At 59.8% G+C, this 24365-nt stretch carries 20 protein-coding genes and 3 pseudogenes; 18 read left to right on the top strand and 5 right to left on the bottom strand.

Annotation, left to right across the window (positions count from 1 at the left end; genetic code table 11):
- Positions 1–54 precede the first annotated feature (54 nt).
- From AACY52_RS03535 to AACY52_RS03520, 4 genes and pseudogenes are all read left to right on the top strand, one after another.
- Entirely contained in the window at positions 55–1164 is a 1110-nt protein-coding gene (locus tag AACY52_RS03535; protein WP_339560249.1) for an efflux RND transporter periplasmic adaptor subunit, read from the top strand.
- Positions 1161–4271: an efflux RND transporter permease subunit gene (locus AACY52_RS03530; RefSeq protein ID WP_339560248.1), complete on the top strand. Its 3111-nt coding sequence runs from the start codon at positions 1161–1163 to the stop codon at positions 4269–4271. Before AACY52_RS03535 ends, AACY52_RS03530 begins: the two co-directional genes overlap by 4 nt.
- A 10-nt stretch (positions 4272–4281) precedes the next feature.
- Entirely contained in the window at positions 4282–5580 is a 1299-nt protein-coding gene (gene fabF, locus AACY52_RS03525) for a beta-ketoacyl-ACP synthase II (protein ID WP_339420249.1), read from the top strand.
- Positions 5581–5665: 85 nt separating this feature from the next.
- Positions 5666–6160: pseudogene (locus tag AACY52_RS03520) on the top strand (NAD-dependent deacetylase); the annotation flags it as partial.
- Between the two features lie 471 nt (positions 6161–6631).
- On the opposite strand, the gene AACY52_RS03515 reads toward AACY52_RS03520, so the two are convergent.
- The gene (locus AACY52_RS03515) at positions 6632–6802 is read right to left on the bottom strand and encodes a hypothetical protein (RefSeq protein WP_339560247.1); all 171 of its coding nucleotides are present in this window, start codon (positions 6800–6802) and stop codon (positions 6632–6634) included.
- Positions 6803–6822: 20 nt separating this feature from the next.
- Between AACY52_RS03515 and AACY52_RS03510 the strand changes: the two genes are divergently transcribed.
- Complete coding sequence (locus AACY52_RS03510; RefSeq protein ID WP_198719729.1) at positions 6823–7014, top strand: AbrB/MazE/SpoVT family DNA-binding domain-containing protein; 192 nt, start codon at positions 6823–6825, stop codon at positions 7012–7014.
- Between the two features lie 247 nt (positions 7015–7261).
- On the opposite strand, the gene AACY52_RS32165 is transcribed toward AACY52_RS03510, so the two are convergent.
- Both AACY52_RS32165 and AACY52_RS32160 read right to left on the bottom strand, forming a co-directional pair.
- Positions 7262–7987 carry a methyl-accepting chemotaxis protein gene (locus AACY52_RS32165; protein ID WP_370468009.1) on the bottom strand — a complete coding sequence of 242 codons (726 nt, stop codon included), beginning with the start codon at positions 7985–7987 and terminating at the stop codon, positions 7262–7264.
- 132 nt (positions 7988–8119) lie between these two features.
- A pseudogene (locus AACY52_RS32160) lies at positions 8120–8875 on the bottom strand (MCP four helix bundle domain-containing protein); the annotation flags it as partial.
- Between the two features lie 182 nt (positions 8876–9057).
- Here AACY52_RS32160 and AACY52_RS03500 point away from each other — a divergent pair.
- Positions 9058–9246, top strand: a pseudogene (locus tag AACY52_RS03500) (Bcr/CflA family drug resistance efflux transporter); the annotation flags it as partial.
- Between the two features lie 114 nt (positions 9247–9360).
- Positions 9361–10218: an SDR family oxidoreductase gene (locus AACY52_RS03495; RefSeq protein WP_339416319.1), complete on the top strand. Its 858-nt coding sequence runs from the start codon at positions 9361–9363 to the stop codon at positions 10216–10218.
- A gap of 67 nt (positions 10219–10285) precedes the next feature.
- Here the strand turns inward: AACY52_RS03495 and xerC are convergent, their stop codons facing one another.
- Both xerC and AACY52_RS03485 read right to left on the bottom strand, forming a co-directional pair.
- Positions 10286–11200: a tyrosine-type recombinase/integrase gene (xerC, locus tag AACY52_RS03490; protein WP_339416317.1), complete on the bottom strand. Its 915-nt coding sequence runs from the start codon at positions 11198–11200 to the stop codon at positions 10286–10288.
- Between the two features lie 108 nt (positions 11201–11308).
- Positions 11309–12121 (bottom strand): M949_RS01915 family surface polysaccharide biosynthesis protein, encoded by an 813-nt coding sequence (locus AACY52_RS03485; RefSeq protein ID WP_339493962.1) that lies wholly within the window; start codon positions 12119–12121, stop codon positions 11309–11311.
- A gap of 411 nt (positions 12122–12532) precedes the next feature.
- Between AACY52_RS03485 and arnC the strand changes: the two genes are divergently transcribed.
- The 11 genes from arnC to AACY52_RS03430 all read left to right on the top strand — a co-directional run bounded on the left by arnC (position 12533) and on the right by AACY52_RS03430 (position 24362).
- Complete coding sequence (gene arnC / locus AACY52_RS03480; RefSeq protein ID WP_339416314.1) at positions 12533–13564, top strand: undecaprenyl-phosphate 4-deoxy-4-formamido-L-arabinose transferase; 1032 nt, start codon at positions 12533–12535, stop codon at positions 13562–13564.
- A complete protein-coding gene (gene arnA / locus AACY52_RS03475; protein WP_339560246.1) occupies positions 13561–15552 on the top strand; it encodes a bifunctional UDP-4-amino-4-deoxy-L-arabinose formyltransferase/UDP-glucuronic acid oxidase ArnA in 1992 nt (663 codons plus the stop codon). Before arnC ends, arnA begins: the two co-directional genes overlap by 4 nt.
- Positions 15552–16436, top strand: coding sequence for a 4-deoxy-4-formamido-L-arabinose-phosphoundecaprenol deformylase (gene arnD, locus AACY52_RS03470; protein ID WP_339416311.1), 885 nt, complete (start codon positions 15552–15554; stop codon positions 16434–16436). The genes arnA and arnD overlap by 1 nt, the downstream gene beginning before the upstream one ends.
- Entirely contained in the window at positions 16433–18088 is a 1656-nt protein-coding gene (arnT, locus tag AACY52_RS03465; RefSeq protein WP_339436349.1) for a lipid IV(A) 4-amino-4-deoxy-L-arabinosyltransferase, read from the top strand. Before arnD ends, arnT begins: the two co-directional genes overlap by 4 nt.
- Positions 18085–18432 carry a 4-amino-4-deoxy-L-arabinose-phosphoundecaprenol flippase subunit ArnE gene (arnE, locus tag AACY52_RS03460; protein WP_339416309.1) on the top strand — a complete coding sequence of 116 codons (348 nt, stop codon included), beginning with the start codon at positions 18085–18087 and terminating at the stop codon, positions 18430–18432. The genes arnT and arnE overlap by 4 nt, the downstream gene beginning before the upstream one ends.
- Positions 18429–18830 carry a 4-amino-4-deoxy-L-arabinose-phosphoundecaprenol flippase subunit ArnF gene (arnF, locus tag AACY52_RS03455; RefSeq protein WP_339416308.1) on the top strand — a complete coding sequence of 134 codons (402 nt, stop codon included), beginning with the start codon at positions 18429–18431 and terminating at the stop codon, positions 18828–18830. Before arnE ends, arnF begins: the two co-directional genes overlap by 4 nt.
- Positions 18827–20206: a UDP-glucose/GDP-mannose dehydrogenase family protein gene (locus tag AACY52_RS03450; RefSeq protein WP_339427507.1), complete on the top strand. Its 1380-nt coding sequence runs from the start codon at positions 18827–18829 to the stop codon at positions 20204–20206. Before arnF ends, AACY52_RS03450 begins: the two co-directional genes overlap by 4 nt.
- 3 nt (positions 20207–20209) lie before the next feature.
- Positions 20210–21832, top strand: a complete 1623-nt coding sequence (locus AACY52_RS03445; protein WP_339427508.1) for a phospholipid carrier-dependent glycosyltransferase — start codon at positions 20210–20212, stop codon at positions 21830–21832.
- Positions 21833–21998: 166 nt separating this feature from the next.
- Positions 21999–22232, top strand: coding sequence for a hypothetical protein (locus AACY52_RS03440; protein ID WP_339416345.1), 234 nt, complete (start codon positions 21999–22001; stop codon positions 22230–22232).
- Between the two features lie 174 nt (positions 22233–22406).
- Positions 22407–23117, top strand: a complete 711-nt coding sequence (locus AACY52_RS03435; RefSeq protein WP_339560245.1) for an HPP family protein — start codon at positions 22407–22409, stop codon at positions 23115–23117.
- Positions 23118–23258: 141 nt separating this feature from the next.
- The gene (locus AACY52_RS03430; protein ID WP_339416304.1) at positions 23259–24362 is read left to right on the top strand and encodes an enoyl-CoA hydratase/isomerase family protein; all 1104 of its coding nucleotides are present in this window, start codon (positions 23259–23261) and stop codon (positions 24360–24362) included.
- Positions 24363–24365 lie beyond the last annotated feature (3 nt).

The following is a 24365-nucleotide window of genomic DNA, read 5'->3' as shown; positions in this document are numbered from 1 at the left end:
TAGTCACAAGTCTAAAAATATGATTTCCATCCTATTATTGAATCAAGGGAATCTATGCGCCGGCTTCGACCTGTCCCTATTGCCGCTTGCTTGTTGCCTCTCGTCCTGACGGCGTGTGGTGACTCATCCACCGCTCAAGATCCGCGCACGCAAGCCCCTCTGGTGAGGTCGGCAGCGGTTCAGGGTTCCTCCGATATCTCGCGTTCTTTCACTGGGGTGGTCGCTGCCCGTACTCAGGGCGATTTGGGCTTTCGGGTGTCAGGCAAGATCCTTGAGCGTCTGGTTGACACCGGCCAGACCGTCAAGCGTGGCCAGCCGCTCATGCGCCTCGACCCGATTGACTTGGGTTTACAGGCGCGGGCACAGCAAGAGTCGGTCACAGCTGCTCGGGCCCGAGCCAAGCAGACTGCGGATGACGAAGCGCGCTACCGTGATCTGGTCGCAGCAGGCGCGGTCTCTGCATCGGCCTATGACCAGATTAAAGCGGCGGCGGATACCGCGAGGGCGCAACTGGGCGCCGCGCAGGCGCAGGCTGACGTGGCGCGCAATGCTTTGGGTTATGCGGTGCTGGTGGCGGATACCGACGGCGTCGTGGTGGAGACGCTCGCTGAGCCTGGGCAAGTCGTCAGTCCGGGGCAGCCAGTGGTTCGGCTCGCGAGGGCAGGGCAGCGCGAAGCGATCGTGCACCTGCCCGAGACCGCGCGCCCGGCAGCCGGGTCTTCCGCGCAAGCGACACTTTATGGCAACACCACCGGTGCTGTTACCGCAAGGCTCAGGCTGCTGTCGGACTCGGCGGACCGTATGACTCGCACCTTCGAGGCGCGGTATGTGCTGGAAGGCGCACTGGCGAATGCACCACTTGGTTCGACTGTCACGGTCAGGATTGCCGAAGGCGCGGCGCAGGGGCCGGTGTTGCAAGTACCCATCGCGGCGGTTTATGACCCTGGCAAGGGGACGGGTGTGTGGGTCATCGCCGGTACACCGGCGAAAGTGAGTTGGCGGCCTGTGCAGGTCCTGGGTTTAAGCGACGATTCAGCGCGCGTCGCAGGCGATCTCAAGGAAGGCGAGCCTGTTGTAGCTTTGGGCGCACACCTGCTGCGGGATGGCGAAGAGGTGCGGCTGGCTCAACAGGGTGACGTCAAGGTTGCGGGGACTCATCCATGAGCGAGGGTCGCTTCAACCTTTCGGCGCTCGCCGTACGCGAGCGCTCGATCACAGTGTTCTTGATCTTCCTGATTGCCGTCGCGGGCATCCTGTCGTTCTTCCAGCTGGGGCGCGCGGAGGATCCTCCCTTTACGGTCAAGCAGTTGACGGTCATCACCGCGTGGCCGGGGGCAACTGCCCAGGAGATGCAGGATCAGGTCGCGGAACCGCTTGAAAAACGCCTGCAGGAACTGAAGTGGTACGACCGCTCGGAAACCTATACCCGCCCAGGCCTGGCGTTCACGATGCTGTCATTGCTCGATAGCACGCCGCCGTCGCAGGTGCAGGAGGAGTTCTATCAGGCGCGTAAAAAGCTCGATGACGAGGCGATCAAACTCCCGGCCGGTGTCATCGGGCCGATGGTCAACGACGAATTCTCGGACGTGACATTCGCCCTGTTTGCCCTGAAGGCCAAAGGCGAGCCACAGCGCCTGTTGGTGCGCGATGCCGAGTCGTTGCGCCAGCGCCTGCTGCATGTGCCGGGTGTGAAGAAGGTCAATATTATCGGGGAGCAGCCCGAACGTATCTTTATCTCGTTTTCCCATGATCGCCTGGCCACCCTGGGCGTATCGCCTCAGGACATTTTTGCCGCGCTGAACAATCAGAATGTGCTCACGCCCGCAGGTTCCATTGAAACCCAAGGCCCCGAAGTCTTCCTGCGCCTGGATGGCGCCTTCGATAAGCTGCAGAAGATCCGGGACACGCCTATTACGCTCCAGGGACGCACGCTCAAGCTCTCTGATGTGGCGACGATCGAACGTGGTTACGAAGATCCCAAAACCTTTCTCGTACGTAACAACGGTGAAGATGCGTTGCTGCTGGGCATCGTAATGCGCGAGGGCTGGAACGGGCTGGACCTCGGCAAGGCGCTGGATGCGGAGACGGTCAAGATCAACCAGGGTATGCCGCTGGGCATGGCGCTCACCAAAGTCACCGATCAAGCGGTGAATATCGATTCCGCCGTCGGCGAGTTCATGGTCAAGTTCTTCGTCGCACTGCTCGTGGTGATGCTGGTGTGCTTTCTCAGCATGGGCTGGCGTGTCGGCGTTGTGGTGGCGGCCGCTGTGCCGTTGACGCTGGCCGTGGTGTTTGTGGTGATGGAGGCTACGGGGAAGAATTTTGACCGGATTACCCTCGGCTCGTTGATCCTGGCGCTCGGCCTGCTGGTGGACGACGCCATCATTGCTATCGAAATGATGGTGGTGAAAATGGAAGAGGGCTACGACCGCATCAAGGCGTCCGCATACGCCTGGAGTCATACGGCGGCGCCGATGCTGTCCGGTACCCTGGTGACGGCGATCGGCTTTATGCCCAATGGCTTCGCGCAATCGACCGCCGGCGAGTACACCAGCAACATGTTCTGGATTGTCGGCATCGCGCTCATTGCCTCCTGGGTGGTGGCCGTCGTCTTCACCCCGTACCTGGGCGTGAAGATGCTACCGAACATCAAGACAGTCGAAGGTGGCCACGCAGCCATCTATAACACCCGTCACTACAACCGCTTCCGCCGGCTGTTGACGCAGGTCATTGCGCGCAAATGGCTGGTGGCCGGTACCGTCATCGTTTTGTTTGTGGTGTCGATCCTCGGCATGGGCCTGGTCAAGAAGCAGTTTTTCCCGACCTCGGACCGTCCTGAGGTGCTGGTTGAAGTGCAAATGCCCTATGGAACCTCCATCGAGCAGACCAGCGCCACCACCGCCAAGATAGAGGCCTGGCTGCAACAGCAGGCGGAGGCAAAAATCGTCACGGCCTACATCGGGCAAGGTGCGCCGCGCTTTTATCTGGCGATGGCACCGGAACTGCCGGATCCGTCATTCGCGAAAATCGTGGTGCTGACGGACAGCCAGGAGGCCCGTGAAACCCTCAAGTTGCGTCTGCGCGAGGCGGCTGCCGAAGGCCTTGCGCCAGAAGCGCGGGTCAGGGTCACGCAACTGGTGTTTGGTCCGTACTCGCCATTTCCGGTTGCGTATCGAGTGATGGGGCCTGAGCCGGTGAAACTTCGCGAAATCGCCGGCCAGGTGCAGGACGTGTTGCAGGCCAGTCCGATGATGAGAACCGTCAACACCGACTGGGGCCCGCTGACGCCGACCTTGCATTTCACGCTGGATCAGGATCGTTTGCAGGCCGTGGGTTTGACGTCAAGCGCGGTGGCACAGCAACTGCAGTTCCTGCTGGCGGGCGTACCGATCACGGCGGTGCGCGAGGACATTCGTTCGGTGCAGGTGGTCGGGCGCGCGGCAGGTGATATCCGTCTTGATCCCGCCAAAATCGAAGGCTTTACCCTGGTCGGCACGGCGGGTCAGCGGATTCCATTGTCGCAGGTCGGGCAAGTCGACGTACGCATGGAGGATCCGATCCTGCGCCGTCGTGACCGTACGCCGACCATCACCGTACGCGGTGACATTGCCGAGGATCTGCAGCCGCCGGATGTGTCGAGTGTGATTGTGAAGGAACTCCAGCCGATCATCGACAAACTGCCGGACGGCTATCGGATCGAGCAAGCGGGTGCAATCGAGGAGTCGGGCAAGGCCGGTACGGCGATGTTGCCGCTGTTCCCGATCATGATCGCCATGACGCTGCTGGTCATCATTTTGCAGGTCCGCTCAATCTCCGCGATGATCATGGTGTTTCTCACCTCACCGCTGGGGTTGATGGGTGTGGTGCCGACCTTGTTACTGTTTCAACAACCCTTTGGTATCAACGCGCTGGTCGGGCTGATCGCGCTCTCGGGCATCCTGATGCGTAATACGCTGATTCTGATCGGGCAAATCCACCACAACGAACAAGAAGGGCTGGACCCTTTCCATGCGGTGGTCGAAGCCACGGTACAACGGGCCCGCCCGGTCTTGCTGACAGCGATGGCGGCAATCCTGGCGTTCATCCCGCTGACCCATTCGGTCTTCTGGGGGACGCTGGCCTACACCTTGATCGGAGGCACGTTTGTCGGAACCATTGTGACGCTGGTCTTCCTGCCCGCGATGTATTCCATCTGGTTCAAGATCCGTCCTGAGTCTGAAAGCAGCACGCATACGGCGAAACCCACCCAAGCACTTTCGACTGATAAATGAAGAGGGCTCAATGAATAATCTCAACGGTCAAAAGCGAATCGTCGTCACGGGCGTCGGCATGGTCGGGCCTCTGGGGTGCGGCGTTGAGGAAGTCTGGAAGCGCTTGTTGGCTGGGCGTTCGGGCATCCGCCAGTTACCGGGCGAGGTGACCGAGGGGACGGGGGTTGCAGTCGGTGGTCAGGTCCCGTCACTGGCGGAAGACGCTATCGCGGGGTATGACCCGGAACGCATCATTTCGGCCAAGGACCGCAAGAAGATGGATCGCTTCATCGAGTTTGCCCTTGTGGCGGCGCATGAGGCGCTTGAGCAGGCAGGCTGGCACCCGACGGAAAGCGAAGACCAGCAGAGGACCGCGACGATCATTGCATCTGGCGTGGGCGGGTTTGGTGTGATTGCCGATGCTGTGCGGACCACCGACACACGTGGCCCGCGCAGATTGTCGCCATTCACTGCGCCGTCTTTTCTCGCCAACATGGCGGCTGGGCACGTTTCCATCCGGCACGGTTTCAAAGGGCCGCTCGGCGCCCCGGTAACGGCCTGTGCCGCCGGCGTACAGGCCATCGGCGATGCCGCCAGAATCATCAGAAATGGTGAGGCAGATATCGCCCTGTGCGGCGGTACCGAAGCGGCGATCGACCGTGTGACCCTGGGGTGTTTTGCAGCGACCCGTGCGCTATCCACCGGTTTTGCCGAGCACCCGCAGCAGGCTTCACGGCCTTTTGATCGGGATCGCGATGGCTTCGTGATGTCCGAAGGCGCGGGGTTGTTAGTGATCGAGTCACTGGAGCATGCCCTCGCGCGTGGCGCCACGCCACTGGCCGAGCTGGTGGGTTATGGCACCAGTGCGGATGCCTATCACCTGACCGCAGGTCCCGAGGACGGCAGCGGCGCACGGCGCGCTATGGAGCAGGCACTGCGTCAGGCTGCTGTCAGCCCTCTGGATGTTCAGCACATCAACGCACATGCGACCTCCACCCAGGTCGGTGACAAGGGCGAGTTGGCCGCTATTCGCTCGGTGTTCGGGAGCGGCTCTGGCGTGGCAATCAGCTCGACCAAGTCTGCCACCGGGCATCTTCTGGGGGCGGCCGGAGGCATCGAGGCGATCTTTACCGTATTGGCGCTTCGTGACCAGGTCGTGCCGCCCACGCTCAACCTGAATCATGCCGATGAGGCGGCTGCCGGGCTTGACCTGGTAAGCCTCAAGTCCCGGGAGATGGCGATCACGCACGCACTCTCAAACGGGTTCGGCTTTGGCGGCGTTAACGCGAGCGTGATGTTCCGTCGCTGGGCGCCTGAGTCTGAAGTGTGAGGCAAGTTTACGCGTGCGCCGGCCGGCGATTGGCGGCGGGTTAAACTGGCGATTAGTCGCGAATATGAAGACAAAAGCTCCACAGATGTGCCATATGGAGAAGGCTTCTCAGGCCCTTGATGTTGCTCGAAAAGTCGTGTTTTTCACGGGTGCTGGTATCTCAGCAGAGAGCGGTATTCCCACGTTCAGAGATAAGCTCACAGGACTGTGAGCAAGACACGATCCCCGGCCCCTTGAAACTGCAAACGCTTTTAGGAAAAACCCCGCTTTGGTTTGGGGGTGGTACCTTTGGCGCCGCCAGCAAGCCATTCAAGCGAAGCCGAATGCAGCCCATGAGATGGTTGCCCGTTTGGCCAGTTCCGATCGAGATGTCTCTGTGGTAACTCAGAATATTGACGAATTGCATGAGCGTGCCGGGTCTCGAGACGTAGTACATCTCCATGGAAGCCTAGCCTGCCCGATCTGCTTCGCATGCAAGCGTCCAGCAGAGTTAACCAACCAACAAGCGGCGATCTCTTTCGAAGGTGAGCTGATCGAGCCTCCTCGTTGTCTTCGCTGCAATGTAGTGGTCAAGGGTGGCCGGATGACCGTGGAATGGGTGGCCGGATCATCGTGGAATCAGTGGCCGGATGTTCATGGAATAGGTGGCCGGATGGCCGTGGAATCCGCAAGCATCGAGTTGGTCGACTGATCGATAGTGCTAAAGCCAATTCGTCGAATCAAAGCTGAAGGTCGGGTTGACTCAGATTGAGCAGGCCGGTAGCTCGCCCATCTGAATCTCAGGACGTTCCAGTAGCACTGAGATGGAAGGAAATATCCAAATGCAGGAACAATTCCGCAATTTAGATTTTTACTTCTCTGAAATTTCGATCTTCACTTCCGGGTACCTTCGAGGCACGGGCAGTATGGAATAGTTTCCACCCATCATTTAACATAATATACATTATGCGAACCGCCATATACGGGACTGGGGGGCTCTGGAGGCTGCTTTTCACCAGGTGATCAGCGTTAAGGTGTTGCTACTAGCAACACACGTTCAAGACGATGACTCCTAGGCTTGGCCATCTGCCTCGATACGAATCTTGGCGCGTGCAACAACGGCTATGGCTTCGGTAATGAAAGCCGCGTCACCGGTGTCGTGTGCATCAGCCAAAAATACAACTACGGCCTCTAAATCAACCAGCGAGTCTGCTGGGTCATAATCATAAATTGGCTCTGTCATCTGATCACCCGGAGAAAATAATGAACCCGAAGCCCAAGGCTAAAAATACGAGCTGGAAAGTCAAATGCCAGGATGCAGCTGATGGCACTGGCGATTTAATCATACCGCTGACTGACGATCTCCTGTCGGCCATAAAGTTGGCCAGCGGAGACAAACTCGACCTGGAAGTTAAACCTAACGGCACGATAATCCTGACGCCAGTTCGTGCGTAGGACTGATTCAGCCATCTACGCGCCTGATGGCTGCAGCCCATAAAGCACGGGGTTGTTACCGATTACACGTGATTTCACTGGGTGCTAATTTCCTTTCCTTGAGAGATAACGTTCAAATTTGGAAGATAACGAGCAAGTATGAGCTCCCCCTAGTTCATCTGTTGAGCTACCCTCCTCCTTTTAATAGCCGTTAAGAATAACTAAACTAAATGACTATTTAGTTTAGTTAAATCAATAGCTTACATATTTATAAGCGAAACCGATCAACTGACTGCGACAGCTTGCCCGCCAACGACGACAACTCGTCCGTGGTCGACGCCGTCGTTGCGATCACCCGGCTGTTACTCTCCGACATACCCGCAATCATCTCGACCTGATGCGCAATTTCATTGCTGGCCAGGCTTTGTTCCCCGATCGTACGGGAGATATCGTTGACCATTTCCGTGGTGTTCAAGGTGGCCTGGAGAATTTCGCGAATCGCCCGCTCCACCTCGGCGGTCACCGCCATGCCTTTATCCACTTGGGCGACGCCCTCCTCCATGCTGGTCACCGCTTCCCGCGTGCTTTGCTGAATACGCCCGACCATGCTGGCAATCTCTTGGGTCGAAGCACTGGTGCGTCCGGCAAGGTTGCGCACTTCATCGGCGACAACAGCAAAACCACGCCCCTGCTCACCGGCGCGTGCGGCCTCGATTGCGGCATTCAGGGCGAGCAGGTTGGTTTGATCGGCGATCCCTTTGATCACCTGGATAATGCTGAAAATCGCCTCGGACTCCTTGTCCAGCGTGCGGATAACCTGGGCGGATTGCTGTGCGGAACGGGCAATACCGTCCATGTCACTGACCACCTGATGAATCACCCGGCCACCGTCCTTGGACAAGGTCTCAGCCTGGTTAGCCATGTCCAATGCGCGCTCGGCGTGACGAGTGATTTCTTCGATGCTCGCGGTCATTTCACTCGCTGCAGCGGCCATGGTGCTCGCGGCTGTGCTTTGTTGCTGGCTGCTGCCAGCCACTTCATGACAGCCGTGGCTCAATTGCTCGCTCATGACATTGACACCATGAGCGTTGCTGCGCACCACTTCGATCATGCCGCGCAAATCCCGCTGCATGGTGGCGAGGCTGCGAATCAATGAACTGGCTTCATCCTTGCGTTTGGGCTCGACAATCGGCTCGCTCAGGTTGCCACTGGCAATGCTCGCAGCAATGCGGCTGGCCGTCTGCAGCGGGCCCATAATGCTGAGGATGACCCAGCGGCCCTGGGCCAATAGCAATAAAAGGCTGGCGATCAACACGGCGCCCTGGGTGAAATTGGCGTTGCTGATGGTCTGGTGAGTACCAACGCTGGTCTGTTGGGTGTTGGATTCAATCAGTTCACTCAGGGTTGCCATTTGTTCTTCAAGCCGGGTGAAAGCGGTGTTGAACGTATCCAGTTCCCCGCGAGCGGCTTCCGGATTGTCCAGCGCCAGGGCGACGATTCGCTCGCCTGCACCTATATAGCTATCGAGGCTCGGGCGGATTTTTTCCAGGTTTGCCTTGAGCGTATCGTCCAGCGGCAGCTTCAGGTTGTCCGCCAACACTTGGCGAAAATGCTCGGCGTGTTCCTGCAGCGAACTGTTGACCTCGGCCTTGGTGCTGGTGCTTTTACCCAAGCCCACTAGCATGGCCGATAACACATCGGCGCGCAGGGCATCGTGCATCATGTCGGCTTCCATGTGGTTGCGCAGCACGGTCATGCTGACTTCATTGTCCTGCACGGCGTCGCCCATCCGGCTATTTCCCAGGTAACTGACAAAGCTCATGATCAAGGCAGTGAGCAATCCGGTCACAATCAACAGAATCAAGCGTAATTTGATCGTCATGCAGGTATCCCCGTGCCTGGTGAGCCGGTTGGAAAGCCAACCGCTGAAGCGCCACTCGTCATGTTATCGGCGGCACCTACTGGTTATTGAAGCCCACATTTGCGGTTTTGTGCGGATCCCTTAAGCTGACCGACCTTTGCTTCGCCCAAAACTGCCCCATGCCTCAACGTATCGCCCACCTTGCCTTGCTGCTTCGTCATCAGATGATTACCGCCGCGCTGTCCATGACCCTGATCGGCGTGTTTGCCGATCACACGCCCGCGCCGATGTTGGTTGGCATCGCACTGTGTGCCATCGCGGCAATGCTCACCACGTTGTGGACGTTGCGACGCTTTCCCGCGCACCTGGCAAGCGCCCCGCCCTGCGCCTGACAGGTTCAGGCCCGGCGCAAACCATTCGTCGGGCCCAACCGGCATCCATTACAACTATCGCCGGCCTGCTCATTACTAATCCCATAGCACTTTTGGAAATCTATGGAGATTGAAATGACTGACTACCCTCGCCCGCCCTTCACCCCGCAGGCTCAATCCGTGCCCGGCGCCCAGAAAAAAATGGATCCGTACCCCGATTGCGGCGAGCAGAGTTACAAGGGGGCTGGCCGCTTGGCCAACAAGATCGCCCTGATTACCGGCGCCGATAGCGGTATCGGCCGTGCGGTCGCCATCGCGTTTGCTCGCGAAGGCGCCGATGTGGCCATCGCTTACCTGGACGAGCACGAAGACGCCAAGGAAACAGCACGCTGGGTCGAAGAAGCCGGTCGCCAGTGCCTATTGCTGCCCGGCGACATCGCGCAACGAAGCGTCTGCCAGGCGTTGGTGGACAAGACGGTGGAGCAATTCGGCCGCATCGATGTGTTGGTCAACAATGCTGCGTTCCAGATGAGCCATGAAACGCTCGAGGACATCTCGGACGAGGAATGGGTCAAGACCTTCGATATCAACATCACCGCGATGTTTCGTCTCTGCAAGGCGGCGGTGCCGCATATGAAGGCCGGCAGCTCGATCATCAACACCTCGTCCGTAAACTCCGACATGCCCAAGCCAACGCTGATGCCTTACGCCGCCACCAAAGGCGCGATTGCCAACTTCACCGGTGGTCTGGCGCAATTGCTCGGCAGTAAAGGGATTCGCGTCAATAGCGTTGCGCCCGGCCCGATCTGGACGCCGTTGATTGTGGCGACGATGACCGATGAAGACGTGAAGAGCTTTGGTAGCGAAACGCCGCTAGGTCGGCCTGGGCAGCCCGTGGAAGTGGCGCCGATTTACGTGTTGCTGGCCTCGGATGAGGCCAGCTATATCTCCGGCTCGCGCTACGCGGTGACCGGCGGCAAACCCATTCTCTGAATCCTGCCCAATACCCTTGTGGGAGGCGGGCTTGCCCGGAGCCCACAGGGGACCCCATTCACCGGTTCTACAAATCAAACCGATCCACCGCCCGCCGCCGCTCATTGTCATCGCGCACGTCATAGCTGGCAGTGGTCTGGATATTGGTGTGATGCGCCAGTTTTTGCGCGATCGACAGGTCATGCTCCTCGATCACCCGCGTAATAAACGAGCGACGGAAGTCATGGGGCATAATCTTCACCCCCACCTGCTCGCCGCGCTGGCGCGCGATGTAGTAAATCGCATGTTTGGTGATGCGCTCGCGGGTGATATGGCTGCCGCGGCGAATGCGGTTGAACAGGAAGCTGTCGTCCTGCTCACCCTCCTTGAGCTGCTCACGTCGAAACGCCAGCCACGCCTGCAACTTAGCGAACGCCCAGTCCGGCGCGTACTTGATCAACTCTTTGTTGCCCTTGCCGATCACCCGCAGGCTGCGCTCTTCGAAGTTGATCTGCGCCAAATCGAGGTTGACCGACTCCGACTTGCGCATACCGGAGCCATACAGAATGCCGATCACGGCTGCGTCCCGCAGGCCTTGCGGGCGTGGGTCGGCCGCGCAGACGTCCATCATTTCGCGAATCAAGCTGCGCCGCAGGTTGCGGCCCTGGCTCAGGCGAGTGCCGGGTGTGGCCTTAACGGTGCGCATGCGCAGCAGGTGTTCCTGGCTGATCAGGTTCATACGCCAGGCTTCGTTCATCACGCCACGCACTGCGTTCACGTAAAGCGACGAGGTATTGGGAGCATAGCCATCCTCGCGCAAAGCAGCGACCAGGGCGATGACGTGTTCGGGTTGCAGCAGGTGCCAGTCGATGTCTTCGAGGTTAATGTCCTCGAAGCCCAAGCGGTCGGCCGCGTCTTGCAGCACGTAGCGCATGGTCAGTTGGCTGGAGGGGGCCAAGCGGGTGAGGTAGAGGGTCAGCGGGTTGCGGATAGACTCAGTCAAAGTAAATCAGCCTTTGGATTAAATACCTCGAGCAAGCCTTTGTTTAATCAAGGTATTTAGTGAATTGGCGAAGGCTGAGTCTAACTCAGGACAGGCCCTGGCACAAAGTCACGGGGCGGTGTCCTCCTCCTCGGTGGGTTCCTGCGGCTGGACCAGGGTCTGACTCCAGTCGCTGTCCTGCTTCTGCATCAGCGCGAACCAGTGCTGGCGCATGAACGCCAGGTACAATTCCGGCGCCTTGGCAAAGTCCTTCTCGTCGCCATAACACCCCGGCAATGGCAATTCGGTGCCCTGCTCCTTGTATTGGCTGACCAGCGCCTGCTGCCCGGCCACGCTGCAATCCTTGGGCAACGGCATGCCGCGCAAGGCGCCAGCCTCTTCGTCCCACCAGGCCGCGCCAACCCGGTCGACACCGCGCAGACGGTACTTCTGCGACTTGCCGACATGCATGATCAGCTTGAATTCGTTAGGGCTGACGTCACTGGTGCAGGTGCGCGAATACCCCACGGTAGCCTGCGTGATGCCGTCGCCGGTCAGGTCGGTGACCTTGGTGGCGGCCCGGTCGAAGCGCAGAGACGCGTCGAACTCGCAATGCTGCACATCGTCGTACAGCATCCACACGCGTTTTGGGCGGTTGCCGTCGATCAGGTACTGGGCCGCGTACACAAAGGCGGACTGGGTGCCGTCGTCGTCACGCTCGCCGACTTGCTCGGCGAGCACCAGCAGGTTCTTGCCTTGTTTATCGTCCCAGGTATAGGCGGCGATCTGCTTACCACGCACTTCCACACCTTCCGGCACTTGGTCGATGCTGTTGAGCGCCACCCCGTCATCGGCCTGCACGGTCGTGACACACGCCACGCTCATCAACAACCCCATCAACACTGGCCGCAACTGGCCGCGTAAAAGCTGCACGCTATTCATCCGATCACCCTGGCAAGAGACGGCTTACTTTACCGGCACTTGGGGTGCATTGCAGAGAAGATTCTTCACTAACATTCGGTGGCTGAGCGTGCACGCCCAAGTTGAACCACAGGCACCAGAAACAGTTCCTATTTCGCCAACCAACTAAAGCCCTAAGCCCCTTAGTTGTTTAGCTGAACCCTAGCTGTCTACCTGTCAAATAAACGAGTTTTTCATCTGCCTTTCATATCTGTTCCACATATTTACGCTTAATCTTAAACACAGCACTTCATAGCAAACCGCGTTATATCGTTTAACCTATTGATTATGCTTCACCTTTGGCGCCGCTTCTAAATCTACGGACCGGGCTTTTGCCCAATGACAGCTGCTGTTTCCACGCTCCAAATTGCTCTAACCCGAGGTCATGAATCTTTGAAACCCTACCCTATTCATTGCGTGTCGATCGTTATCCCGGTCTACAACGAACAAGAGAGCCTGCCTGAATTGCTGCGTCGCACGACGGCAGCCTGCAAGCTACTGGCCTACGAATACGAAATCATCCTGGTGGATGACGGTAGCCGCGACAATTCGGCCCAATTGCTGGAAGATGCCGCCGCTGAAGACGCCAGCAACGTGGTGGCGGTGATCCTCAACCGTAACTACGGCCAGCATGCGGCGATCATGGCCGGTTTCGAGCAGTGCCGAGGCGAAGTGGTGATTACCCTCGACGCCGACCTGCAGAACCCGCCCGAAGAAATCCCGCGCCTGGTAGAACAAGCCGCCCTGGGTTACGACGTGGTCGCCACGGTGCGCAACAACCGCCAGGACTCGGCGTTCCGCCGTTGGCCTTCGCGCCTGATCAACCTGGCCGTACAACGCTCCACCGGCGTGGCCATGACCGACTACGGCTGCATGCTGCGCGCCTATCGCCGCACCATCGTCGATGCGATGCTCGCCTGCCGTGAACGCAGCACCTTTATCCCGATCCTGGCCAACGGCTTTGCCCGCCACACCACGGAAATCCTGGTCCATCACGCCGAGCGCGAACACGGCGAATCCAAATACAGCGCCATGCGCCTGATCAGCCTGATGTTCGACCTGCTGACCTGCATGACCACGACCCCGCTGCGCCTGCTGTCCATCGTCGGCTTCAGCCTGGCGGCGCTGGGCATGCTGTTCGCCTTTGCCCTGATCATCATGCGCCTGGTATTCGGTGCCGGTTGGGCTGGCGATGGCTTGTTCGTGCTGTTTGCGGTGCTGTTCGTGTTCACCGGCGGCCAGTTCATCGGCATGGGGCTCTTGGGTGAATACCTGGGCCGAATGTACAGCGACGTGCGTGCCCGCCCACGCTTTTTTATCGAAAAAGTGCTGCGCAACACGCCGGCAGCACCGGCTCCGGTGGTCGTCGTTGACGGCCTGGTGTCCTCCCATACCTCTACTTCTGCTGATCAGGTCCAATCATGAGTTCAAAAGCTGTTGTATTCGCGTACCACGACATTGGTTGTGCAGGGATTGAAGCGCTGCTCAATACCGGTTACGACATTGCTGCGGTGTTCACCCATGCCGATGACCCGAAGGAAAACAACTTCTACGGCTCCGTCGCCCAACTGTGCGCGCGCAACGGTATTGCGGTGCACGCCCCGGAAGATGCCAACCACCCGCTGTGGATCGAGCGCATTGCCAAGCTGAACCCGGATTACATCTTCTCGTTCTACTACCGCAACCTGCTGAGCGAGCCAGTGTTGGCCACTGCGCGCAAAGGTGCGTTCAACCTGCACGGCTCCTTGCTGCCCAAGTACCGTGGCCGTGCCCCGGCCAACTGGGTGCTGGTCAACGGCGAGACCGAAACCGGCGTGACCCTGCACCGCATGGTCAAGCGTGCTGATGCCGGCGCGATCCTGGCCCAGCAAAAAGTCATCATCGAGCGCAGCGACAACGGTCTGACCCTGCACGCCAAACTGCGCGACGCTGCCAGCAAACTGCTGCGCGATGCCTTGCCGCAATTGGCCGCCGGCAAACTCGCTGAAACTGCCCAGGACGAAAGCCAGGCCACTTACTTCGGCCGCCGCACCGCCGCCGATGGCAAGCTGGAATGGAAAAAACCAGCTGAAGAGCTCTTCAACCTGGTTCGCGCCGTCACCCAACCGTACCCGGGCGCCTTCTGCGCCGTGGGCGAGCACAAGCTGATCGTGTGGCAAGCCGAAGTGCTTAAGGGCAACGAAGGCCTGGCGCCGGGCCGGGTGATCAGCGTCAACCCGCTGCGCATTGCCTGCGGCGAAGACTCCCTGGTGATCAAGTTTGGCCAGCGCAATGACAACGGTCTGTACCTGGCCGGCCCGTCCCTGGCCAACGAACTGGGCCTGGTCGACGGTTCCGTGCTGCGCGGCGCCGAGTCCGGCCGCAAGCCACGCCGTACCCGCGTGCTGATCCTGGGTGTGAACGGCTTTATCGGTAACCACCTGTCCGAGCGTCTGCTGCGTGACGACCGTTACGAAGTCTACGGTCTGGACATCGGCTCCGACGCCATCGAGCGCCTGCGCAGCCATCCGAATTTCCATTACGTGGAAGGCGACATCAGCATCCACACCGAGTGGATCAAGTACCACATCAAGAAGTGCGACGTGGTCCTGCCGCTGGTGGCCATCGCCACCCCAATCGAATACACCCGCAACCCGCTGCGTGTGTTCGAGCTAGACTTCGAAGAAAACCTCAAGCTGGTGCGCTACTGCGTCAAGTACAACAAACGCGTGATCTTCCCGTCGACCTCCGAGGTCTATGGCATGTGCCAGGACCAGTACTTCGACGAGGACACCTCGAACCTGGTGGTGGGCCCGGTCAACAAGCAGCGCTGGATCTACTCGGTCTCCAAGCAATTGCTGGACCGCGTGATCTGGGCCTACGGCGCCAAGGGCCTGAACTTCACCCTGTTTCGTCCCTTCAACTGGATGGGCCCACGCCTGGACCGCCTGGATTCTGCACGTATCGGCAGTTCCCGCGCCATTACCCAGCTGATCCTCAACCTGGTGGAAGGCACGCCGATCCGCCTGTTCGACGGTGGCGAGCAAAAACGCTGCTTCACTGACATCGCCGACGGCATTGAAGCCCTGGCACGCATCATTGATAACGACAACGACGCGTGCAACGGCCAGATCATCAACATCGGCAACCCGGAAAACGAAGCCAGCATCCGCCAGTTGGGCGAAGAGCTGCTGCGTCAGTTCGAAGCGCACCCGCTGCGTGGCAACTTCCCGCCGTTCGCCGGTTTCCGCGACGTTGAGAGCAAGGCGTTCTACGGCACCGGTTACCAGGACGTGGCGCACCGCAAGCCAAGCATCGAAAACGCAAAGCGCCTGCTGAACTGGGAGCCGACCGTAGAGATGAGCGAAACCATCGGCAACACGCTGGACTTCTTCTTGCGTGAAGCGATGCTCGAAATCGCGGATAAGCACTAATGCAAGCAGGCCTACGCATCGACGTCGACACCTACCGAGGCACCCGTGAAGGTGTGCCGCGGTTGCTCGAAACCCTGGATGAAGCCTCGGTGAAAGCGACGTTCTTCTTCAGTGTCGGGCCAGACAATATGGGGCGCCACTTGTGGCGCCTGATCCGCCCGCAATTCCTGTGGAAGATGCTGCGTTCCAATGCGGTAGGCCTGTATGGCCTGGATATCCTGCTGGCCGGCACGGCCTGGCCGGGCAAACCGATCGGCCGTGACCTGGGGCACTTGATGCGCCAGGCCAAGGCGGCTGGGCATGAAGTCGGCCTGCACGCCTGGGATCACCACGGCTGGCAGGCCAACACCGGGCGCTGGAGTGAGGCACAGCTGGTCGAACAGATCCGTCGTGGTGTCGACACCCTCAGCGATATCCTCGGCGAACGCATCGACTGCTCGGCCGCCGCCGGTTGGCGTGCCGACGAGCGCGTGGTGCAAGCCAAGCAAGGGTTCAACTTTCGCTACAACAGCGATTGCCGGGGCACCAGCCTGTTTCGTCCTACCTTGGCCGATGGCAGCGCGGGCACTCCACAAATTCCGGTAGACCTGCCGACCTTCGATGAAGTCGTCGGGCCGGTGGTGGCTGCCAAAGACTTTAATGCGTTCATTTTCGACCGCTTTGCCGCGTCGAAGCTCAACGTCTACACGGTCCACGCAGAAGTAGAAGGGATTCTGATGGCCAATGATTTTCGCCAGTTGCTCGCGCAGGCAGCGCAGCGCGGCATCGACTTCAAGCCGCTGGGCGATTTGTTGCCCAGCGACCTGACCACCCTGCCCCAGCAACAACTGGTGCGCGGCACCTTGAGTGGCCGTGAAGGTTGGCTCGGAGTGCAGCAGGCATGATTCGTCGCATGGCCCTGCCTTTGCTCCTGTTGGCGTTTGGCATGTTTTACCTGCTGCCGCTGGCCACTCACGGCCTGTGGATTCCGGATGAAACCCGTTACGCGCAGATCAGCCAGGAAATGCTGTTGACCGGCAACTGGGCCTCGCCACACTTCATGGGCATTCGCTACTTCGAGAAGCCTGCAGCGGGCTACTGGATGATCGCGCTGGGGCAGGCGATTTTCGGGCAAAACCTGTTTGGCGTGCGGTTTGCGTCGGCCTTGAGCACCGGCCTGAGCATTCTGCTGGTGTATCTGGTCAGCCGTCGCTTGTGGAATGACCCGCAGAAAACCCTGGTCAGCACCGTGCTCTACATGAGTTTCGTCAGCGTTGCGGCCCTGGGTGGCTATGCCAACCTCGATCCGCAGTTCACCTTCTGGGTAAACCTGACCGGCGTGGCCTTGTGGTTTTGCTTCGACAGCACGACTCGCAACGGTCGTCTCGGGTCCTGGGCGCTACTCGGTCTGGCCTGTGGTATGGGCTTTATGACCAAGGGTTTCCTGGCCTGGCTGCTGCCGGTGTTGATCGCCCTGCCCTACGCGATCTGGCAGAAGCGTTTGCGTGAGCTGCTGGGTTACGGCGTGGTCGCCGTGATCGTGGCGATCGTCGTGAGCGTGCCGTGGGCGCTGGCGGTGCATCTGCAAGAGCCGGACTACTGGCACTTCTTCTTCTGGCACGAGCATATCCAACGCTTCGCCGGCGACGATGCGCAGCATGCCGAGCCGTTCTGGTACTACCTGCCGTTGCTGGTTGCGTTCAGCCTGCCGTGGGTCGCCCTGTTGCCGTCCACCCTGAAACAGGCGTGGCTGGACAAGCGCAGCGCGAAAATCGGCTTTGTGTTGCTGTGGCTGCTGATGCCCCTGGCGTTTTTCAGCTTGGCCAAGGGCAAGCTGCCCTCCTACATCATGCCGTGTCTGCTGCCGCTGGCCTTGCTGATGGGCAATACCCTGGCCGACAAGCTGGCCCAGGGCCGCTACCGGGCATTGCGTATCAACGGCTGGCTGAACCTCGTCATTGGCGTGGTGGTGCTGCTGGCGCTGAGCTGGTTCCAACTGAAAAAACCGGTATACGAGCACGGCCAGGAAACCCTCAGCCTGGTGCTGGTGTTCACCTTCCTGTTCGGTTGGATCCTGGTCAACTTGCTGCAGGCCGCGCAGCCATTGCGTTGGTGGGCTGCCCCCATACTCGGCAGTGGGTTGATGGTCGCGTTGTTGCCGGCCGCGTTGCCGCACTCGGTGGTGTACAACAAGACCCCGGATCAATTCATCATCGACCACCTGCAGGAACTGCAACCCGCCACCGCGTTGCTGAGCAATGACCTGGGCGCGGCGTCGGCGCTGTCGTGGCGTCTGGCACGCCCGGACGTGACGCTCTATAACACCGTCGGCGAAGTCAAATACGGCCTCGCCTACCCGGATGCCGGGGACCACAAGATAGACACCACCCAAGTCCAGCAATGGATGAGTGATGCGCGCCGGAAGGGGCCGGTCGGCGTGGTAATGCGCGTCAAGGGTGACGATGAAATCGCCGAAGTGGCGCTGCTGCCAGGTGACGGCAAGCGCTATGAGCAAGGCAACATCGTGATTCTGATCTTCCCGCAGGTGAACCCATGATCACCCTGCTACTGCTATTGGCCGCCTGCCTGCTGACGTGCATGGGCCAGGTCTCACAGAAGTTCGCCGTGGAAAGCTGGCGCGACCTGCCGGATGGCTGGGCGTTGAAGCTGCGCTCGCCGTGGTTGTGGTCGGCGCTGGTGTGCCTGGGCCTGGGCCTGCTGGTGTGGCTATTGGTGTTGCAGCGCCTTGAAGTGGGCATTGCCTACCCCATGCTCAGCCTGAATTTCGTGCTGGTCACACTGGTGGCGCGGTTTGTCTTTCATGAGCCCATCGACGGCCGTCACTGGCTGGGTGTAGCGCTGGTGATCGGCGGTGTCGTGCTGTTGGGGCGCCACGTATGAGCCGGGTACAAGGTTTTGCCTTGGCCTTGGGCAGCGTCGGCCTGGTCAGTGCCGCCCAGTTGGGCATGCGCTGGAGCATGACGCGCCTGCCGCAGCCCAATGAATGGCTCACGGCAAGCATTGACCTCGGTGCACTGGGTGTCGTCATGCTGGCGATCCTCGCCTATGCGCTGTCGATGCTCTGCTGGCTCGGCGCGCTCAAGCAGCTGCCGCTGGGCCGCGCCTATTCGCTGTTGAGCATCAGCTACGCCCTGGTGTACCTGCTGGCGGCCAGCCTGCCAGTGTTCAACGAAGATTTTTCCGTTTCAAAAACCCTGGGGGTGGCGCTTGTCATCCTCGGTGTGCTGGTTATCAACTCTCGTCGTGCTAGCGCTACAAGTCCCAGGAATGCCCCATGAAAATCAGTGTATTTGGTAGTGGTTACGTCGGTCTGGTGCAGGCCACCGTGTTGGCCGAAGTCGGTCACGATGTCATCTGCATGGACGTCGATCAAAACAAGGTCAAGCTGCTGCAGCAAGGCCATGTGAGCATCTTCGAGCCGGGGCTCGCGGCGATGGTGAAAGAGAACCTGGAGAGCGGGCGCCTGCATTTCACCTTTGATGAAAAGCTGGCCGTCGAGCATGGGGAAGTGCTGTTTATCGCCGTGGGCACGCCTTCGGATGAGGACGGCTCGGCTGACCTTAAATACGTGCTGTCAGTCGGCGATGCAGTGGCGCGTCACCGCAAGGAACCGGTGATCCTGGTGGAAAAATCCACCGTACCTGTCGGCACCGGCGACACCCTGCGCGCGCATATCGAGAAAGCCCTGCACCTGGCCGGCCGGCACCTGGCGTTCGATATCGTCTCCAACCCGGAATTTCTCAAGGAAGGCTCGGCCGTGGCCGACTGCCGCCGCCCGGACCGCATCATCATCGGCTGCGAGCGCGAAGAAGTGCGTGATGTGATGCGTGACCTGTACGCGCCGTTCAATCGCAACCACGACCGCATCATCTTCATGGACCTGCGCAGCGCCGAACTGACCAAATACGCCGCCAACTGCATGCTCGCGACCAAGATCAGCTTTATCAACCAGATCGCCGAGCTGGCTGAACACTTGGGCGCGGACATCGAAGCCGTGCGTCTTGGCATCGGCGCCGACTCGCGCATTGGTTACCACTTCATCTACCCCGGTTGTGGCTACGGCGGCTCATGCTTCCCCAAAGACATGCGCGCCCTGATCCACAGCGCCAAGCAAGCCAACTGCTCCAGCGACCTGCTCGAAGCGGTGGAGGCCATCAACCAGCGCCAGAAGAGCAAGCTTTTCGAGCGCGTCAACGCGTACTTCAAGGGCAACCTGCGCGGCAAAACCTTCGCGCTGTGGGGCCTGGCGTTCAAGCCCAACACCGACGACATGCGTGACGCGCCAAGCCGCGTGCTGATGGAAGCGTTGTGGGCCGCCGGCGCGAATGTGCGTGCGTTCGACCCGGAAGCCATGCAGGAAACCCAGCGCCTTTACGGCGATGACCCACGACTGATGCTCATGGGCACCCCGGAGTCCACCCTGGGCGGGGCTGATGCGCTGATCGTCTGCACCGAATGGCAACAGTTCAAGGCGCCGGACTTCGACCTGATCCACCAACGCCTGAAAACCCCGGTGATCTTTGACGGTCGCAACCTTTACGACGGCGAACGTCTGGCGCGTAAAGGCTTCCAGTACTACCCGATTGGCCGCGGCGACTCGTGCAACTTGCCGATTCCCCAGCAGCAGTGGCTGCCACAGGTTGTGGAAGCCTGAGACGTGAACAAAGCTCAACCGCCCTTGTTAAATCCAACGATCCGCCGCCAATCCCTCGTTTTGGGGTTGCTGGCGTTGTTGCTGTTTATCGCCGGCAGCTGGCACCAGGCGATTATTGGCTTCGACTCACGCTTCGTGGTGTTCGCCCAGGAGATGTTGCGCCATGGGCCTAGCTTTTTCCCCACCACTTACGGGCAGCCCTATGCAGATTACCTGGCCACTTCGACACTGCTGACGTGGCTGCTGTCCTTGCCATTGGGCCAGGTCACCAGCTTCACCGCTTGGCTGCCCACGGCGATTGCCTCGGCATTTATCGTCACCCTGGTGTATCGACTGACGGCGCCCTACTCCCAGCGCTGGGGCCTGCTGAGCATTGCAATACTCTTGCTAAGCAGCACGTTTATCAGCGAAACCCGCTCGGTGTCCCTCGACCAGATGCTGGCCGCGATCGCCTTGGCGGTGTTCTACCTGGGTTATGCCCATGACCACTTCGGTGCGGGAAAACGCCTGCACTGGCTGTACCTGTTGCTGATTGTCGGCTTTGCGGTCCGCGGGCCGATTGGCCTGGTCATCCCCACTGGCGTGTTGTGCAGCTACTACCTGATCAACCGGCAATGGCGCCAGCTGTTCAGCTTCGGCCTACTCGCGCTGGCGTTACTGGGGGCGTGTGTTGGCCTGTTGTTGCTGATGGCCAAGCTGAGTGGCGGCGAAGGCTTCATGCAGGACGTGATCCGCATGCAGTTCCTCGGACGCATGGATGGCCGCGAAGGCTCCAGTGGCGTGTTGTATTACTTCACCAGTTCCCTGGGCAACTATGCCATGGCGTACCCAATGGCACTGTTGGTGCTGCTGGCGATGCTGATCAGCGGGCGACGCGCCCCAGGGCCGGCGTTGCAGTTGGTGTGGTACTGCGCGGCCGCAGGGCTTCTGGTGATGCTCGGCCTGTCGATTCCCCAGGCCAAAAAGGCGCGTTATGTGCTACCGATGTTGCCCATGGCGGCGATTATTGCGGCGTATCCCTTCCACGTGGCGCACGGGCGGCTCTTCGCCTGGCTGCGCGGGTTGATGCTGGGTATCTGGACGGCGCTACCGACGCTTTTGATTGCCGGGTTGCTGTTCGCGAGACCGCGCTATCCGGAACAAATGAGCCATCTTGGCTGGGTGCTCGGCGTGCTTGGGGGGCTGCAGGTTCTGTCGCTGCTGGCGTTGCTCAAGACGCGGCTGCGCCCGGTCGGACCAGCATTTACAGGCGTATTGGCGGTCTGGGCCACCTATATTCTGGTGGTCGAACCGCTGGAACGCAGTGTCTACGATACCCGCACCTTTACCCTTCAGGTCCATGAGCAGGTGATGCAACAACGGGCGCCGGTGGTTTTGCACGGTTTGGGCAAGGACGCCAAGGCCATCAAATACATGGTCAACGTCGACTGTGACCAAGTGCCGTTGTTCACCCAGCAAGCGGCCGACTTGAAGCCGATCCAAGGGCCCGCCTGGTTGGTGATGAGCGCTGCGGACTACGAAGGCTTGACGGACCCGCGCTTTCGCTCCATCACCCCAACCCTGGCCGGCGAATTCGACCACACCCCTTACGTGCTACTGCACCTGGCGAAAACCGCGCAACCTTGACCCCTGCGCCGGCGCTCCCGGTGCAGAAAACTCCTACGTAGCTTTACGTAATGGCTGGTGCCTTTTCCCTTTCCTGTGCCCAAAACCCGACTGTAAACTCGCCTGAGTGCGGTATTTATTTACCGCCATAGGCCATGGGTCATAACAAGGACGAGAGGACAACACCGTGCCAGATCATGTTTCGCTTGATAAGCCTGCCCTGACCCGTGCCGAAGTGCATGTCGGCTACGTGTCCATGCTGCCTTTGGACCGGCTGATGGGGTTGCGCGATGCCTTGGTGGCCTTGAAAGGGCCGTTGGCCAGTGAACCGGGGCTACAGGAAAGCCTTCACCGACGTTTTTTGGACGAAGAAACCTGTAATCGCGTGCTCGGTAAGGTCTGTTGCTCTCTGCCCAATTAATGCCGTTACAATTCATTATTATTGCACTCAAGCTTCATTAATATGCATTGGCACCCTTTCTCCAAGGTCGGCACACTGCGGAGCGTTCCTTCCCCAACGGTTGGAACGCTCAAAGGGCTTTTCCGGGCAACCAGACAAGCCTTTTTTTTGCCCGCTGTTTATGGACCCTCTTCAATGCTCGCTCGTTGGCTCCCCGCTGCAATCAACACCCGCCCCGCCGAATGGAGCCGTGCCGCCGTCGGTATGGCCGTGGGCACACTCTTCAGTATCTGGTTATGCGCCCAAGTGTTTGGCATGGAGGTCGCATTGCACCTGCTTGGCCCGCTCGGCGCTTCGGCCGTGTTGCTGTTCGTCGTGTCATCGGGTGCATTGGCGCAGCCCTGGTCGATCATCGGCAGCTACCTCTGCGCGGGTGTCGTCGCCCTGCTGGTAACCCGAGTTCTCAGCACTTCCCTGGGTGGCGCCTGCCTGGCGGCGGGCATCACGGTGGTGCTGATGTGCTGGCTGCGCTGCCTGCATCCGCCGGCCGGTGGCCTGGCCATGACGCTGGTATTGGCTGACCCGGCGTCCGCCGCACTGGGTTGGTATGAGTTAGGCGCCGTGCTACTCGGTGCCGGCGCCTTGTTGGCCTGCGCATTGGCTTATAACAATGCCACGCGCACGCGCTATCCCAAAGGCGCCGCCGAATCACCGGCCACCCTCTTGCCACACCCCAACGCGGATCGAGACCCCGCCATCACCGCCGCCGATTTAAAACAGGCGCTGGCCGAAATGGAGCAATTTTATGACGTGGAGCCCACAGCGCTGGAACAACTGATCCACGCAGCGCAAACCCACGCCAGGCGCCGCAGTATTGGTGAAGTGCTGGCGAGTCGGGTGCCTTGAGTCCATCACCCACTCGCTGCATAAATGCAAAAACGACCTGCATGATTGAAGGTTGTACTGGGCAAATTTGCACTGGTACGATCAAGGGATGTTTCGTTCGCGAACATCTTGATAAAGAACAATAAAAGCAGGGAGTTATCGATGACTGCTCAGGTTTCAACCGAGGCAAGCCACGCAGATACGCATCAGCACGTAGTGCTCGCCGAGATTCGCAACCATATCGGCCACCTCACCCTCAATCGCCCCGCAGGCTTGAATGCCATCACCCTGGACATGGTGCGCCGCCTGGCGTCCCAATTGCAGGCGTGGGCCGATGACCCGCAGGTGCACGCCGTGGTCCTGCGCGGCGCGGGCGAGAAGGCCTTTTGTGCCGGCGGCGATATACGTTCCCTGTACGACAGCTTCAAGAACGGCGACAGCCTGCACCAAGATTTTTTTGTCGAGGAGTACGCGCTGGACCTGGCCGTTCACCATTACCGCAAACCGGTACTGGCGCTGATGGACGGGTTTGTCCTGGGCGGCGGCATGGGCTTGGTGCAGGGCGCCGATTTGCGCGTCGTCACCGAACGCAGTCGCCTGGCGATGCCGGAAGTGGCAATCGGTTACTTCCCTGACGTGGGCGGCAGTTACTTCCTGTCGCGTATCCCCGGCGAGCTGGGCACATACCTGGGCGTCACCGGGGTGCAGATCCGAGCGGCCGATGCGTTGTACTGCGGGTTGGCAGACTGGTATCTCGACAGCGCGAAGCTCGCCGAGCTGGACCAGAAGCTTGATCGTCTGCAATGGCACGACTCACCGCTTAAAGACCTGCAAGGCGTGCTCGCCAAACTGGCGGTGCAGCAACTGCCCGATGCACCGCTGGCCGTTTTGCGCACGGCCATCGACCACTTCTTCGCGCTGCCGGATGTACCGAGCATCGTTGAGCAGCTTCAGGAAGTCACCGTCGCCGATAGCCACGAATGGGCGCTGACCACCGCCAACCTGATGAAAACCCGCTCGCCGCTGGCCATGGCCGTCACCTTGGAAATGTTACGTCGCGGCCGCCGCCTGCCCCTGGAGCAATGTTTTGCCCTGGAGTTGCACCTTGACCGGCAATGGTTCGAACGCGGCGACCTGATCGAAGGTGTTCGCGCCCTGATCATCGACAAAGACAAGAGCCCCCGCTGGAACCCGCCAACCCTGCATGGGCTTGCGCTCAGCCATGTAGAAAGCTTCTTTCATCACTTCAAGAAGGTTGCGAACTGAGCC

This window comes from Pseudomonas sp. EA_65y_Pfl1_P113, assembly GCF_963970525.1.
In the GTDB taxonomy this organism is placed as follows: domain Bacteria; phylum Pseudomonadota; class Gammaproteobacteria; order Pseudomonadales; family Pseudomonadaceae; genus Aquipseudomonas; species Aquipseudomonas tritici.
This window is presented reverse-complemented; position numbering and strand designations above follow the sequence as displayed.